Source organism: Geodermatophilus sp. SYSU D00700, from assembly GCF_054050255.1.
Genome location: NZ_JBJGZA010000006.1, coordinates 159,725 through 172,800 on the forward strand (window position 1 = coordinate 159,725; position 13,076 = coordinate 172,800).

The window sequence follows — 13,076 nt, forward strand, 5'->3', positions numbered from 1 at the left end:
GGCACGAGGGCCCTCACAGTCACTGTGAGGGCCCTCGTCATGTGTGCATGCATCTCGGGCGGTTGTGCCAGAGATCCCGGTCACAGAGCGCTTCCGGTCTCCGGAGCTCGGCCGGCTGCGGCTGGCTCCAGGACCGTGACGGTGCTGGTCACCCTGGTGAAAGGTGAAATCGCCGGAGTTGCCCACTGGTGGATGCCCGCATCGTCCGGTTCCAAGCCTTGGAGCGTGTCGCGGGCCATCCGGGCGGCGAGCGCCTCGGCGTCGGCGCCGACGAAGCCGAGCAGCGCCGAGCCGCGGCAGGTCTGCCAGGGCAGGCCGAGGAAGTACAGCCCGGGGACGTCGGTGGCTCCGGCGGTATGGCGGACCTGCCCGTCGACGATGACGCCGGGCACGTGCAGCCAGGAGTAGTCGGGGCGGTAGCCGGTGGCCCACACGACCGCGTCAACGTCGACGGTGCCGCCGTCGGCGAAGGTCGCGGTGCGACCGGCGAGGTCGGTCAGCCGCGGCCGGAAGTCGATCCCGCGGCGCCGCAACTGGCGGCTGCGGGTGCCGATGACCAGGTCGCCGCGGGCGCGCAGCCGGCGGGCGATGCGGGTGTGTGCAGGCACGGTGAAGAACCCGGACCTGGTGAGCCAGGAGAACAGGTCGCGGCCGGCGATGCGCTGCGGCAGCTCGGTCGGGCGGGTGCCGACCGCCACGGTGACCGGCTGGGTGGTGCCCAACTCGGCGGCGATCTGCAGTCCTGAGTTGGCCGCACCGACCACCAGCACCCGGCCGGTGCCGGGCAGCTGGGTCGGGTTGCGGTACTCGGCGCTGTGCAACTGCGGGACACCCGGATCCAGCTGGCCGGACAGGGCGGGGGTGTGCGGGCTCTGGAAGGGGCCGGTGGCGACGACGACCTGCCGGGCGCGGACCGTGCCGGTCGGGGTGGTGGCCGCGAAGAGCCCGTCCGGGTCGCGGTGCATCCGGACGACCGGGGTGTTCAGCCGGACCGGCAGGGCGAAGTGGGTGGCGTAGGCGGCGAGGTAGTCGGCGACCTCGTCCTTGCTGGGGTGGGTGTCGGCTGGGGCGGGGAACGGCAGGCCGGGCAGCGAGTCGTACTGGGCCGGGCTGAACAGCCGGAGCGAGTCCCAGCGGTTGCGCCAGGAGGAGCCGATCTCCGGACCGGCGTCGAGCAGCAGGAAGTCCGCGCCGCGAGTGGCGAGGCGGTGGCCGAGGGCGAGGCCGGCCTGGCCGGCACCGATGACGAGCACGTCGAGGGTCGGGTCGGCGGTGCGTGCGGGGATGGGCATGACGTCTCCTGACGGGGCGAGAGGGAGCGGCGGAGCAGGAAGGCGGCGCCGTGCGCTAGCCGAGGCCGACGGTGAGAAGCGCGGCGGCGAGGACTAGATCGGCGACCAGACAGGTTTCGGCGTACCAGCGGGGCACGACCCGGCCGAGGCGGTGGTGGACGACGTCCCAGGCCGCATGGGCGAGCCACCCGGCGGCCAGCACGTACCGGCCGGCGGCCGGGTGAACCGTGACCGCGGCGATGGCCACCGCACCGAAGGCCAGCACCGCGGTGGTCTGCGCGGTCAGCAGCCGCCGGTTCGCCAGGTCGCCGCGGGCAGTGCCCCAGGTGAGGTAGATGACCGCGGCGAGCAGCACGCACCAGGCGCTGATCCAGGCCTGTGCGGACTCGGGCAGCCGTGCGACGAGCACGAGGCTGTTGACGGCGGCGACGGCGCCGAGCGCGGTCGGCCAGCGTCGCGCCAGCGCGCCGCGCAGGCCGCCGGCGCGCCGGGTCGGGGACTCCGTGGTCGCCGCAGTGGCGCTGGTCACGGGCGGGCTCCTTCGTCCGGGCTGGGTCTGCCTCGGACGCTAGGAGCGGGCCGGATGGCCTCACGCCGGGAAAACCACCAGGTTCACCGCCGGGCACCCCACCCCCGGCGCGGCCCGGCGAGGGGCGCCTAGTCCAGCGGAAGGGCGGTGAGCTCGGCGCGGGAGGCCACCCCCAGCTTGCTGAACACGTTGCGCAGGTGGAAGTCGACGGTGCGGGGGGACACGAACAGCCGCGCGGCGACGTCCCGGTTGGACAGCCCCTGCCGCACCAGCCCGGCGACCTGCCGTTCCTGCGCGGTCAGGTCGGTGGCGGTGGTGACGTCGCGGCGGCGTGCGGTCTCGCCGGAGGCCCGCAGCTCGGCGGCGGCGCGCGTGGCCCAGCGGGCGGCGCCGAGGTCCTCGAACACCTCCAGGGCGTCGCGCAGGTGGGTGCGGGCGTCGACCCGACGGCGGGCGCGACGCAGGTGCTCGCCGAAGCCGAGGTGGATGCGGGCCTGGTCGAATCGGTGCCCGCCGGCCGCGGCGTGCTTGATGGCCTGTTCGAACTCCGCCTCGGCCTCGGCGCCCTCGGCCAGCAGCGCCCGGCCGTAGGCGGCGGCGGCGAGCGCCCACGCGGCGTCGACGGCGGTGCCGAAGGCCTCGAGCTCCGCGGCCCAGCCGCTGGCCAGCTCCGGGCGGTCGGCGCGGACGGCGGCCTCGAGGCGGTCGAGGGCGGCCAGCCGGGCGACGGTGCCGGGGCCGTTGCCCAGCTGCTGGAGGTGGTGCACCGCCGCGGCGGGAGTGTCGGCGGTCACGCCGCGCGCCCAGCGGGCCAGGTCGTCGACGATCGGCGCGGTCACCCCGGCTCCCGGTGCGGCGTCGACGGCGGCGAGGTGCTCGACGAGCTGGCCCGGCTCGTCGCGCAGGGCGGCCAGCAACGCGAGCCAGGCGTGCGGGAAGCGGGTCAGCGTTGGCTGGCCGCTGCCGGTGGCCAGGTCGAGGGCCTCGGCGGCGCCGGCGGCGGCCGCCCGCCAGTCGCCGGTGGCCACCTCCCCGAACGCCCGCCGGGTCAGCGCGTAGACGATGGTGGTCAGCGCGCCGGCCTCGCGGGCGGAGGCCAGCAGCCGGGTGTGGTGGGTGAGGATCACGTCGGCGTCGCCGAGCAGGAACGCGGCCACCCCGAGGTTGGCCCGCAGGTCGATGTCCTCACCGGGGTCGCACTCGGTGAACGCCGGGTGGAACTGCGCGGCGGCCTGCGCCCACCGGCCGGCGCGGGCGTGCACGAACCCCGAGAGCAGCCGGGCGTAGCAGCGGCTCCGGGCGTCGTCGGCGGTGGCCGGGTCGCCGAAGGCCGCGGCTGAGGCGGTCATGTCCTCGGTGCCGTCGCCGGCGTGCGTGCCGACCGCGGCGGCGAGCATGGTCATCGCCCGGGCGCGGTCGAGGTCGGCGTCGGCGACCTCGGCGGCGGCGTGCAGCAGGATCCGGTGCCCGAAGAGCGGCGATCCGACGTTCCACTCCACCCGGGCGCGCAGCCGGTCCAGGTCGGCGCGCAGCAGGGGATCGGTGGCAAGTGGTCGGGCCGCCTCGGCCAGCGAGGAGGCACGCTGCGGCCGGGCCGCGAACCACGCTGCGTGCGCGGCGGCGGCCAGCCGGCGGGACCGGGCGGCCGGGTCCGCGGTGAGCTCCGCGGCGCGCGCCCACGCCGCGGCCGCAGCCTCGTGCCCGCCCCGCGCCGACGCCCGCTCGGCCACGCCGTCCAGCGCTGCGACCACCAACCCGTCGGGACGGTCGGCGGCGGCTGCGAGGTGCCAGGCGCGGCGGTCGGGGTCGGCGGCGAGCGCGTCGGCCAGCGCCCGGTGCGCGGTGCGGCGCTGGGCGCTGGTCGCCGCCCGGTACACCGCGGAGCGGACCAGGGGGTGGTAGAGGGAGATCGTGTCGCCGTCGACGCTCAGCAGTCCGGACCGTTCGGCCGCGTCCAGGGCGTCGTCGCCGGCGTCGAGCCTCTCGGCGGCGCCGCGGACGACGGTGAGGCGGCCGGTGTCGTCGGCCGTGGCGACGAGTAGGAACCGCTGCGCGGCGTCCGGGAGGCGCCGGTACCGGTCGAGGAATCCGCGTTCTACGCCGCCGGTCAGCGGCAGCGCTGCGGGCAGCGGCGCCCGGCCGGCCAGCTGCTCAGGGGAGAGGGCGCCGGCGAGCTCGCCCAGCGCGAGCGGGTTGCCGCCGGTGGCGGCCACCAGTCGGTCGCGCACGCCCGGGTCCAGCGGGCCGCCGGCCCGGGCGGCCAGCAGCGTGTCGGCGGCGGCTCCGGTGACGCCGCCGAGGACCACGGTGGGCAGGTCGGGGACGTCGAACCCGTAGGCGCCGCCGTCGCGGGCGGCGAACAGCAGCGCCACCCGCTCGGCCTGCAGCCGGCGGGCGGCGAACAGCAGCGCCGCCGCCGAGGCCTCGTCCAGCCAGTGCGCGTCGTCGACGACGGCGAGCACCGGGGCCTGCTCGGCGGCGTCGGCGAGCAGGCTCAGCGTGCCGAGGAACGCGAGGAACCGGTCGCCCTCACCCTCGGCCTCGCCCAGCGCGGCTCCCAACGCGATCCGCTGCGGCGCGGGCAGGGTCTCGATCCGGCCGCGCAGCGGCCACAGCAGCCGCTGCAGCGCGGCGAACGCGAGCGGGGACTCCGACTCCACCCCCGACGTGCGCAGCACCCGCATGTCCGCGGCGGCGGCCAGGGCGTCGGTCAGCAGCGTCGACTTCCCCGAGCCGGCCACACCGCGGACGACCAGCGCGCCGCCGGTCCCGGTCCGCGCAGCGTCGAGCAGGGCGGTGATCGCCGCGCGTTCGGCATCCCGTCCGGCCAGCACGAGCGGAACCGTACCGACCGCAGCGGACAGCGCCGGTGATCGTGAACCTGGTGGTTTTCCCGGCGTGAGCGATCCCGGCGGCGGAGAGCGTGGCAGCCAGTACCGCAGTCCCACCTCGAGGAGGAGCCATGTCGGCCCACCCCGCCGCCGAACCGGCGGTCCCCGCCCGCGAGCACCCCCACACGCCGGGCGGTCACGCCCCGGGCAGCCACGCCTTCGGCCACCCGGTGCCGGCCGCGGACGAGCCACGCCGGCCGTGGACGGTGTTCGCGCTGATGATCGCCGCCCAGTTCATGGTCATCCTGGACGTGTCGGTGGTGAACGTCGCCCTGCCGTCGATCAGCGACGCGCTGCACCTGTCCGCCGCCGACTACCAGTGGGCGATCAGCGCCTACGTGCTGCTGTCCGGCGGGCTGCTGCTGCTCGGCGGCCGGATCGCCGACCTGCTCAACCGCCGCGGCGCGTTCCTCGCGGGGATCGGCCTGTTCACCGCCGCCTCGTTGGTCAGCGGCCTGGCGCAGACCCCGCTGACGCTCATCCTGGCCCGGGCGGCGCAGGGCGCCGGCGCTGCGCTGCTGACCCCGGCCGCGCTGTCGATCATCATGACCGCCTACGCCGGCCGGCAGCGGCAGACCGCACTCGCCGTCTGGGGCACCGTCGGCAGCCTCGGCATCGCCGCCGGCGTGCTCTTCGGCGGGGCGCTGACCAGCGCGCTCGGCTGGCGGGCGGTGTTCTTCATCAACGTGCCGATCGGCGTCGCCGTCGTCGCCGGCACCCTGCGCGCGGTGGCCCGCGGCACCACGCAGCCCGCCGCGCTGCGCCGGCTGGACATGCCCGGCGCGCTGACGCTGGTGACGGGCCTGCTGGCCCTGGTGTTCGGCATCGAGGCCATCCGCTCGGCCGGACCGACCGCGCCGCGCACGTGGATCGCGCTGGCCGCCGCGGCGGTGCTGCTCTCCGCCTTCGCCCGCCTGGAGCGCCGCGCCGCCGACCCGCTGGTGCCGCCGTCCACCTGGCGGATCCGGTCGCTGGTCTCGGCCTCGGCGGTGATGGCCGGCGTGACCGGCGTGGTGGTCGGCGCGATCTTCCTGACGTCGCTGTACCTACAGGCCATCGTGGGTTCCTCGCCGGTCGTCACCGGGCTGCAGTTCCTGCCGCTGGCCGGCGCCATCACCGCCGGGGCCGCGGTCGCGTCGAAGGTCATCGGCCACCTCGGGGCCCGCACCCTGATCCTGGGTGGGCTGGTGGTCATGGCCGCCGGCGTGCTGCTGCTGGCCACCGGCGCCGGGGGCACCTCCTACGCCGCCGACGTGCTGCCCGGGTTCCTGCTCGTCGGTGCCGGCGTCGGCCCGATGTTCGTGGCCATCGCCGTCGCCGCCATGAGCGACGTGTCCGCTGAGCGCTCCGGGCTGGCCTCGGGGCTGATGATGACCGGTCACGAGATCGGCGCTGCCCTCGGCGTCGCCGCGCTCACCGCGATCGCCGGGAACCTGGCCACCTCCGCCGGCTTGATCGACGGCTACGGCCGAGCCTTCACCGCCACCGCCGTCGTCCTGGCCGCCCTGTTCGTCCTCACCGCCCTGGCCGTGCCCGTCGGCAAGCCCGCAGCCGATGCGCACGGCCACGGCCACGGGATGCACGGCCACTGAGCTCCGGGCAGCCGGGCGGTGCGGGGGTTTCCGCCGCACCGCCCGGCGCAGCGTCGGCCACAACGGCGGCCGCCCCGCCACTGCCACCGTGGACCGGCCGGGGCACCGTGCCGGCATCGCCGCCGCCCGGCCCGCGCTCACCGGGCCGGCGCACCAGTTCAGCCGAGCCACCGACGATCCGCTCCGGACGCGCGACGATGACCCGCGTCCACCAGGGACCCGAGGAGCCCGATGCACGCGATGCAGTACGAGATCACCCTGCCCGCCGACTACGACATGACGATCATTCGCCGCCGCGTCGCGACGCGCGCCTCGGGCACCGATGCCTTCCCCGGCCTGGGCGTGAAGGCATACGCCGTCCGGGAGCGGGGTGTGCTCGGCTCCCCGGTGAACCAGTACGCGCCGTTCTACCTGTGGGCTGATGCGGCCGGCATGAACCAGTTCCTCTTCGGCCCGCCATTCGCCGGGCTCAGCGCCGACTTCGGCCGGCCGGTCGTGCGGCACTGGACCGGCGTGGCCTTCCAGCCGGGCCCGGCCCGGGCGGCCACCCCGACGGCGGCGACGCGCACCACCAGCAGTCTGCCGGCGGACGTGCCGGTGGCCGACGCCGTCGATGCGGCCCTCGCCGACCTGGCCGCGGAGCAGGCCACCAGCGGATTGCACAGCTGCGCGCTGGTGGTGGACCCGGCCACCTGGGAGATGGTGCGCTTCCGCCTCTGGGCCGAGCAGCCAGCGGAGGGTTGGGGGCAGCGGTACCAGGTCCTGCACGTCTCGGCCCCGCACGTGCAAGCCCTGCCCGCCGTCGGGCGGTGACCCGTAGGTCGACCACGCGCCGGCGGCCCGCCGCAGCAGGCAACCCCATGCCGGTGACCGCACGATGGGTTGCCGCTGCGACCGGACGGAGCCCCGCGTGAGAGCCAGGGCGGGGGGAGCGGCGTCACGTGGGCAGCAAGCGTCTGCCGCGACGTCCATCGAGGCCAGGCGGGCGCACGTCCCGTAGCAAACTGCCGCCTCGCCGCGGATCAGCGCGCCGACCAGCCGCCGTCGGAGGCGATCACCTGTCCGGTGATCCACTCGGCCTCGTCGCTGACCAGCCAGGCGACCAGGCGGGCGGTGTCGGTGGGGGTGCTCCACCGCCGGCCGGGGTTGGCCGCGGCCACGGCTGCTCGGGCATCGCGGAGTGGTACTGCCCCGAGGTGAACGTCAGCAGCCGCCCGCCGGAGCGGCCGTGGTGCTGCGCCGCGAGATGCCGGGCCGGCAGCAGAGTGGCGCGGGTGTTGACCGCAGAGCTGCGGTCGAGCTCGGCGGCGGTCAGCTGGTCCAGATCCTGCGCGCTGCTGCGGGCGTGGTCGGCGACGAGGGCGTCGACGTGCCCGAACGCTGACCGGGCCGCCTGGATGAGCTGCGCGGGCGCCTGGGGGTCGGCCAGGTCGGCGGCGACGTGGTGCGCCCGGCCCCCGGCGGCGCGCAGCTCGGCGACCAGCGCCTCGGCGCCGCCGAGCGACCCCGGGAACTGGCCGCGGCCATCACCCGGACCCGCCTGCCCGCCGCCGGCTGATCGACCACCGGGCGGATGGCCCGCCGCAACGTCGCTGACGGCACGTCCGGCAATCCCGGCGATCTTCCCGGTGCCGGCGCCCTCACCCACGCACAGGGTCAGCACCGGCGTCTGGCCCGCCGACCACCGCAGCACCGGCGGCGGCTCCGCGCCCGCCCGGCGACCCACCGCCTGCCCCGTCCCCATCCAGGAGAACCCATGACCTTCACCCACGAGTACCTGGCCCGATCCCGAGCGCAGGAGCTCATCCGCGACGCGCAACGGGCCCGGCTGGTCCGGTGCCTGCAGCCCTCCCGGCCCTGGCGGCGACGTCCCCGCTGCTGCGGCAGCTGACCGCACGCCCCCGACGCCACCGGCAGCCACACCGCAGGCCCCGGTCGCTGCCCGACCCTCCCGGCTCGGATCCCGGCGATTTCCCCGGTGAGACGCCCTCACCCCCGCGCCGACGCTTCCTCCCGACCGCACCACCACCCGCACCCCGAGGAGTTCCCATGCTGTCCAGCACGCCGCGCACCTTCATCGGCTCGACCACCTTCACCGTCACCGGCATGACCTGCGGGCACTGCCAGCGCGCCGTCACCGAGGAGATCGCCGCCGTCGACGGCGTCGAGTCGGTCACCGTCGACCTGGCCAGCGGCACCGTCACCGTCACCGCCGAGCGCCCGGTGGACCGCGCCGACATCGCCGCCGCCGTCGACGAGGCCGGCTACGCCCTCGTCCCGTGACCCCCGCCCACCCCGACCCTCACCGGAGACCCACAGTGCCCACCCCGACCCGCACACCCAGCGTCGCCACCGCACACGCTGAGACGGCGCACGCCACGCACCACCTGAGCGCCAGGAAGTTCACCCTCCACTTCCTCGAGATGGTCGTCGCTATGGCCGTGGGCATGGTGGCCCTGCACCCGGTGTGGAACCTCGTCCTCGACGCCGTCGGCGCCCCCGGCCTGATGTCCAACCCCTACACGGGAGCGCTCATCATGGCGACGAACATGACCGCCGCCATGTCCGCGTGGATGAAGGTCCGCGGCCACCGCTGGCGGCCCATCGCCGAGATGGGCACGGCCATGTACCTGCCCTTCCTGGTGCTGTTCGTCCCGCTCGCCCTCGGGCTCATCGGCACCGGCGCCCTGATGATCTGGGGCCACGTGCTCATGCTCCCGGCGATGGCCGCGGCGATGCTGCTGCGCCCGCACGAGTACGCGCACTGCTGACACCCGGACGGCCGGCACACCGCCCCGTCCCCGCCGGCGCGGCGGGAGCAGCCCGCCGGCTCCCGCCGCGCCACCGCCTTCGGCCACTCCTGTCCGAGAGGACTGCCCGCCATGAGCGCCGTCACCACGCACCTCACTGACGCCGGCGTCCGGATCCGCCGGGCCACCCCGGCCGACGCCGCTGACGTCGCCGCGATGGTCGGCGAGATCGCCGCTCACGAGGACCAGACCGCGCACGTGCACGTCGACCTCGAGCAGTGGCGCATCCTGCTGGCCCGGCCCGAGGTGACCGTCCTGCTGGCCGAGCGCGACGGCGCCGCGGTCGGCTACGTCTCCGCCGTCCGCCAGCTGCACCTGTGGACCGGCGGCGACCTGCTCGCCCTCGACGACCTCTACGTCCGCCCCGGGCACCGCGACGCCGGCGTCGGCCGGCGGCTGATGACCGCTCTCGCTCGCCTCGCCGCACCCGAGCAGCTGCTCATCCGCTGGGGCATGGAGGTCGACAACGTCGACGCTCAGCGCTTCTACCGCCGCCTCGGCGCCACCCTGCGGCCCAAGATCCTCGCCGCTTGGCCGCCCGCCGCCTACGCCGACCTGGCCGCCGACGGCTGACCGGAGACCGGGCATGCGCCAGCCGGTGAACCTGGCGATCTCCCCGGTCCGACCGCGCCTCCCACCGCGAACGATCCAGCCGTAGACCGAACCGCCCGTCCACCAGGAGACCGCGATGACGACCACCGCACAGGCCAGCGCCCCCGCCGCCGCGGCAATCGAGCCGTACTGCTGCACCCTCGACATCGGTGGCATGACCTGCGCCTCCTGCGTGGGCCGGGTGGAGAAGGCCCTCAACCGGCTCGACGGTGTGACTGGCGCCGAGGTCAACCTGGCCACCGAGGTCGCCACCGTCCGCTTCGACGCAGCCCAGGTGAGCCTGGAGGAGCTGACCTCCGCGGTGGCCCGGGCCGGCTACACCGCGACCCCGCGCCGCGAGGCCCAGCCCACCGGCGAGCCCCCCGGCAGCGGCGCCGACGCGCCCGGCACGGACCGGGACGGCGAGGCGCACCTGACCGCACTCAAGCTGAAGTGGCAGATCACCCTGGCCACCGGCCTCGGGCTGATGGGCCTGATGTACGTGCCGCTGTACCTGGACGCGATGGACTGGCTGATGCCGGCGATCCTGGTGGTCGCCACCGTGGTGCAGTTCTGGGCCGGGCGCGACGTCTACCGCGCCGCCTGGGCCGCCGCGAGGCACCGTTCGACGAACATGAACACCCTGGTGGCGCTGGGCACCGGCGTCGCCTATGCGTACAGCGCGTTCGTCACCCTGTGGCCGGCGGCCGCCGAGCGCTGGGGGCTGCCGCTGCACGTCTACTTCGAGACCTCCCTGGTCATCCTCGCCCTCGTCCTCGCCGGGCGGTGGATGGAGGCCAAGGCGAAGAAGCAGACCGCTGCGGCGATCACCGCCTTGGTCGGGCTCGCCCCGAAGACCGCCCGGGTGCTGCGCGACGGCGCCGAGATCGACGTGCCGGTCGATCGGGTCGTCGTCGGCGACCTGGTCCGGGTACGGCCCGGGGAGAAGCTGCCGGTCGACGGTGTCGTCACCGACGGCGCCACCGCGGTCGACGAGAGCATGCTCACCGGGGAGAGCCTGCCGGTGGACAAGACCGTCGGGGACACCGTCATCGGCGCCACGATCAACCGCACCGGCACCGTCGTGCTGCGGGCCACCGCGGTCGGTGCGGACACCGCACTCGCGCAGATCGTGCGCCTGGTCGAGGACGCGCAGGGCGCCAAGGTGCCGCTGCAGCGCCTCGCCGACCGGGTCTCGGCCTGGTTCGTGCCGCTCGTCCTCGGTCTGGCCGCGGCCACCTTCCTCGCGTGGGCGCTGCTCGGCCCGGACACCGGCCGGCTCACGATGGCGATCACCACCACCATCGCCGTGCTGATCATCGCCTGCCCGTGCGCCCTCGGACTGGCCACCCCGACGGCGGTCATGGTCGGCACCGGCCGCGCCGCCGAGCTCGGCATCCTCATCGGCAACGGCGACGCGCTGGAGACCGCCCGCCGGGTCACCGCCGTCGTCCTGGACAAGACCGGCACCCTCACCCGCGGCAAGCCCGCCCTCACGGGCGTCACCACCACCGGCGGCTGGGCCGAGGACGACGTCCTCGCGCTGGTGGCGGCCGCGGAGACCGGCAGCGAGCACCCCGTCGCCGAGGCGCTCGTCGCCGCCGCCACCGCCCGCTTCCTCGACCTGCCGCCGCTGCGCTCCTTCGACGCCGTGCCCGGCCACGGCATCGACGCCGTCGTCGACCAGCGGCACCTGCTGGTCGGCAACGCCGCCCTGATGACCGCCCACGGCATCGAGATCACTGCGCTGGAGGCCACCGTCGCCACCGACGCCGCGGCCGGCCGTACCCCGATGTTCGTCGCCATCGACGGGAACGCGGCCGCGGTGCTGTCCGTCGCCGACACGGTCAAGCCCGAGTCCGCCGAGGCCGTCGCCCAGCTGCGGGCGCTCGGGCTGCAGGTGTGGATGCTCACCGGCGACAACGCCGCCACCGCCACCGCGATCGCCGAGCAGGTCGGCATCGAGCACGTGCTCGCCGAGGTTCTGCCCGCCGACAAGGCGGCGCAGGTCCGCCGCCTGCAGGAACAGGGACACGTCGTCGCGATGGCCGGGGACGGCATCAACGACGCCGCCGCCCTCAGCGCGGCCGATGTGGGCATCGCCATCGGCACCGGCGCCGACGTCGCCATCGCCGCCTCCGACATCACCCTGGTCGGCGGCGACCTGCGCGGCATCGTCGCCGCGATCGCGCTGTCCCGGCGCACCGTGACCACCATGAAGCAGGGCCTGGGCTGGGCGTTCGGCTACAATGTGCTGCTCATCCCGGTCGCCGCCGGCGCCCTGTACTGGTGGGACGGGCTGCTGCTGGACCCGGTGCTGGCGTCGGCGGCGATGGCGATGAGCTCGGTCAGCGTCGTCACCAACGCGCTGCGGCTGCGCCGCTTCCGCCGCCCCGCCACGGCCGCCGAGATCCTGCACCCGCCGCTGCGCGCACGGATCGGCCAGTACGCCTACCTCACCGGGGTGGCGGTGGTCGCGCTGAGCCTCGGGGCCGGCCTGACCGCGGTCAGCCGGATGGAGTTCGCCGAGCGCGGGATGAACGGCCAACTGGCCTGGGTGCAGGGCACGGGCATGCCGATGCGGCCGGCGATGAGCGAGATGATGATGGCCGAGGTACCGGCCACCGACGCCACCGACGCCGGCGTCGTCGTCCGCCTCGACCTGCCCGCCGACCCGCGACCCGGGCAGCCGACCCGGTTGGTCGCCACCGTCATGGACAGCGAGACCGGGGAGCCGGTCGAGGACCTCACCCGCAGCCACGAGGCGTGGATGCACCTGATCGCCACGCGGGAGGATCTCGGTACGTTCGCGCACATCCACCCCCAGCCGACCGGCGCACCCGGGCAGCTGGCCGTGGAGGTCACCTTCCCCACTGCCGGCCGCTACATCGTCAACACCGAGTTCCGCCGGCAAGGCGAGATGGGCGACGTCCACCAGCGGCAGATGATCACGGTGGCCGGCGCCGCGCCGGAACCGGTGGTCCGGGCGGCCGGGCCGCGCAGGGCGGTGGTCGACGGGATCCGCGTCGAGCTCGAGGGCGACGCGACGGCCGGCGGACGCAGCGACCTGCACTTCACCTTCACCGACGACGCCACCGGCCGGCCGATCGACGACCTGCAGCCCTATCTGGCCGCCGCCGGCCACGTCGTGGTCATGCGGGCCGACGGGCAGACCTTCGCCCACGAGCACGCCGAGGTCGCGGACGCGTCCGGTCGCCCGGTCTTTGCCCTGCCGGGCCAGACCTTCGGCCCGGAGCTCGACGTGCACGCCGAGTTCGCCACGGCCGGCACCTACCAGCTGTGGGGTCAGTTCCGGCTCGCCGACGGACGGGTGCTCACCGTTCCCTTCACCGTGGAGGCGCAGTGACCAC

11 protein-coding genes and 1 pseudogene are annotated in these 13,076 nt (G+C 75.4%); 7 read left to right on the forward strand and 5 right to left on the reverse strand.

Annotated features, from left to right (window positions below; genetic code table 11):
* Window positions 1-80 precede the first annotated feature (80 nt).
* From ACI79V_RS07370 to ACI79V_RS07380, 3 genes are all read right to left on the reverse strand, one after another.
* Window positions 81-1,292, reverse strand: coding sequence for a flavin-containing monooxygenase (locus ACI79V_RS07370; RefSeq protein ID WP_456887927.1), 1,212 nt, complete (start codon window positions 1,290-1,292; stop codon window positions 81-83).
* Window positions 1,293-1,347: 55 nt separating this feature from the next.
* Window positions 1,348-1,821, reverse strand: a complete 474-nt coding sequence (locus ACI79V_RS07375; protein ID WP_456874461.1) for a hypothetical protein — start codon at window positions 1,819-1,821, stop codon at window positions 1,348-1,350.
* Window positions 1,822-1,949: 128 nt separating this feature from the next.
* Window positions 1,950-4,655, reverse strand: coding sequence for an AAA family ATPase (locus ACI79V_RS07380; RefSeq protein WP_456887929.1), 2,706 nt, complete (start codon window positions 4,653-4,655; stop codon window positions 1,950-1,952).
* A gap of 128 nt (window positions 4,656-4,783) precedes the next feature.
* Between ACI79V_RS07380 and ACI79V_RS07385 the strand changes: the two genes are divergently transcribed.
* Both ACI79V_RS07385 and ACI79V_RS07390 read left to right on the forward strand, forming a co-directional pair.
* Window positions 4,784-6,304: an MFS transporter gene (locus tag ACI79V_RS07385; RefSeq protein WP_456887934.1), complete on the forward strand. Its 1,521-nt coding sequence runs from the start codon at window positions 4,784-4,786 to the stop codon at window positions 6,302-6,304.
* 231 nt (window positions 6,305-6,535) lie between these two features.
* Window positions 6,536-7,117, forward strand: coding sequence for a DUF4865 family protein (locus ACI79V_RS07390; protein ID WP_456887938.1), 582 nt, complete (start codon window positions 6,536-6,538; stop codon window positions 7,115-7,117).
* 209 nt (window positions 7,118-7,326) lie between these two features.
* On the opposite strand, the gene ACI79V_RS07395 is transcribed toward ACI79V_RS07390, so the two are convergent.
* Window positions 7,327-7,464, reverse strand: coding sequence for an SDR family oxidoreductase (locus ACI79V_RS07395; RefSeq protein WP_456887940.1), 138 nt, complete (start codon window positions 7,462-7,464; stop codon window positions 7,327-7,329).
* Window positions 7,465-7,523: 59 nt separating this feature from the next.
* Window positions 7,524-7,787, reverse strand: a pseudogene (locus tag ACI79V_RS07400) (SDR family NAD(P)-dependent oxidoreductase); the annotation flags it as partial.
* 273 nt (window positions 7,788-8,060) lie between these two features.
* Between ACI79V_RS07400 and ACI79V_RS07405 the strand changes: the two are divergent.
* From ACI79V_RS07405 to ACI79V_RS07425, 5 genes are all read left to right on the forward strand, one after another.
* Window positions 8,061-8,195 carry a hypothetical protein gene (locus tag ACI79V_RS07405; RefSeq protein ID WP_456874466.1) on the forward strand — a complete coding sequence of 45 codons (135 nt, stop codon included), beginning with the start codon at window positions 8,061-8,063 and terminating at the stop codon, window positions 8,193-8,195.
* A gap of 158 nt (window positions 8,196-8,353) precedes the next feature.
* On the forward strand, window positions 8,354-8,587 hold the full coding sequence (locus tag ACI79V_RS07410; RefSeq protein WP_456887942.1) for a heavy-metal-associated domain-containing protein: 234 nt from the start codon (window positions 8,354-8,356) through the stop codon (window positions 8,585-8,587).
* A 35-nt stretch (window positions 8,588-8,622) separates the two neighbouring features.
* Complete coding sequence (locus ACI79V_RS07415) at window positions 8,623-9,075, forward strand: hypothetical protein (RefSeq protein WP_456887944.1); 453 nt, start codon at window positions 8,623-8,625, stop codon at window positions 9,073-9,075.
* A gap of 111 nt (window positions 9,076-9,186) precedes the next feature.
* The gene (locus ACI79V_RS07420; RefSeq protein WP_456887946.1) at window positions 9,187-9,687 is read left to right on the forward strand and encodes an N-acetyltransferase family protein; all 501 of its coding nucleotides are present in this window, start codon (window positions 9,187-9,189) and stop codon (window positions 9,685-9,687) included.
* Window positions 9,688-9,802: 115 nt separating this feature from the next.
* Window positions 9,803-13,072: a heavy metal translocating P-type ATPase gene (locus ACI79V_RS07425; RefSeq protein WP_456887948.1), complete on the forward strand. Its 3,270-nt coding sequence runs from the start codon at window positions 9,803-9,805 to the stop codon at window positions 13,070-13,072.
* The last annotated feature ends 4 nt before the right edge of the window (window positions 13,073-13,076 follow it).

What these genes read in the sequence shown, in the direction of transcription:
- ACI79V_RS07370 (WP_456887927.1), bottom strand. Translation starts at nt 1,292, where the DNA reads ATGCCCATCCCCGCACGCACCGCCGACCCGACCCTCGACGTGCTCGTC.
- ACI79V_RS07410 (WP_456887942.1), top strand. Translation starts at nt 8,354, where the DNA reads ATGCTGTCCAGCACGCCGCGCACCTTCATCGGCTCGACCACCTTCACC.
- ACI79V_RS07420 (WP_456887946.1), top strand. Translation starts at nt 9,187, where the DNA reads ATGAGCGCCGTCACCACGCACCTCACTGACGCCGGCGTCCGGATCCGC.
- ACI79V_RS07385 (WP_456887934.1), top strand. Translation starts at nt 4,784, where the DNA reads ATGTCGGCCCACCCCGCCGCCGAACCGGCGGTCCCCGCCCGCGAGCAC.
- ACI79V_RS07405 (WP_456874466.1), top strand. Translation starts at nt 8,061, where the DNA reads ATGACCTTCACCCACGAGTACCTGGCCCGATCCCGAGCGCAGGAGCTC.
- ACI79V_RS07390 (WP_456887938.1), top strand. Translation starts at nt 6,536, where the DNA reads ATGCACGCGATGCAGTACGAGATCACCCTGCCCGCCGACTACGACATG.
- ACI79V_RS07425 (WP_456887948.1), top strand. Translation starts at nt 9,803, where the DNA reads ATGACGACCACCGCACAGGCCAGCGCCCCCGCCGCCGCGGCAATCGAG.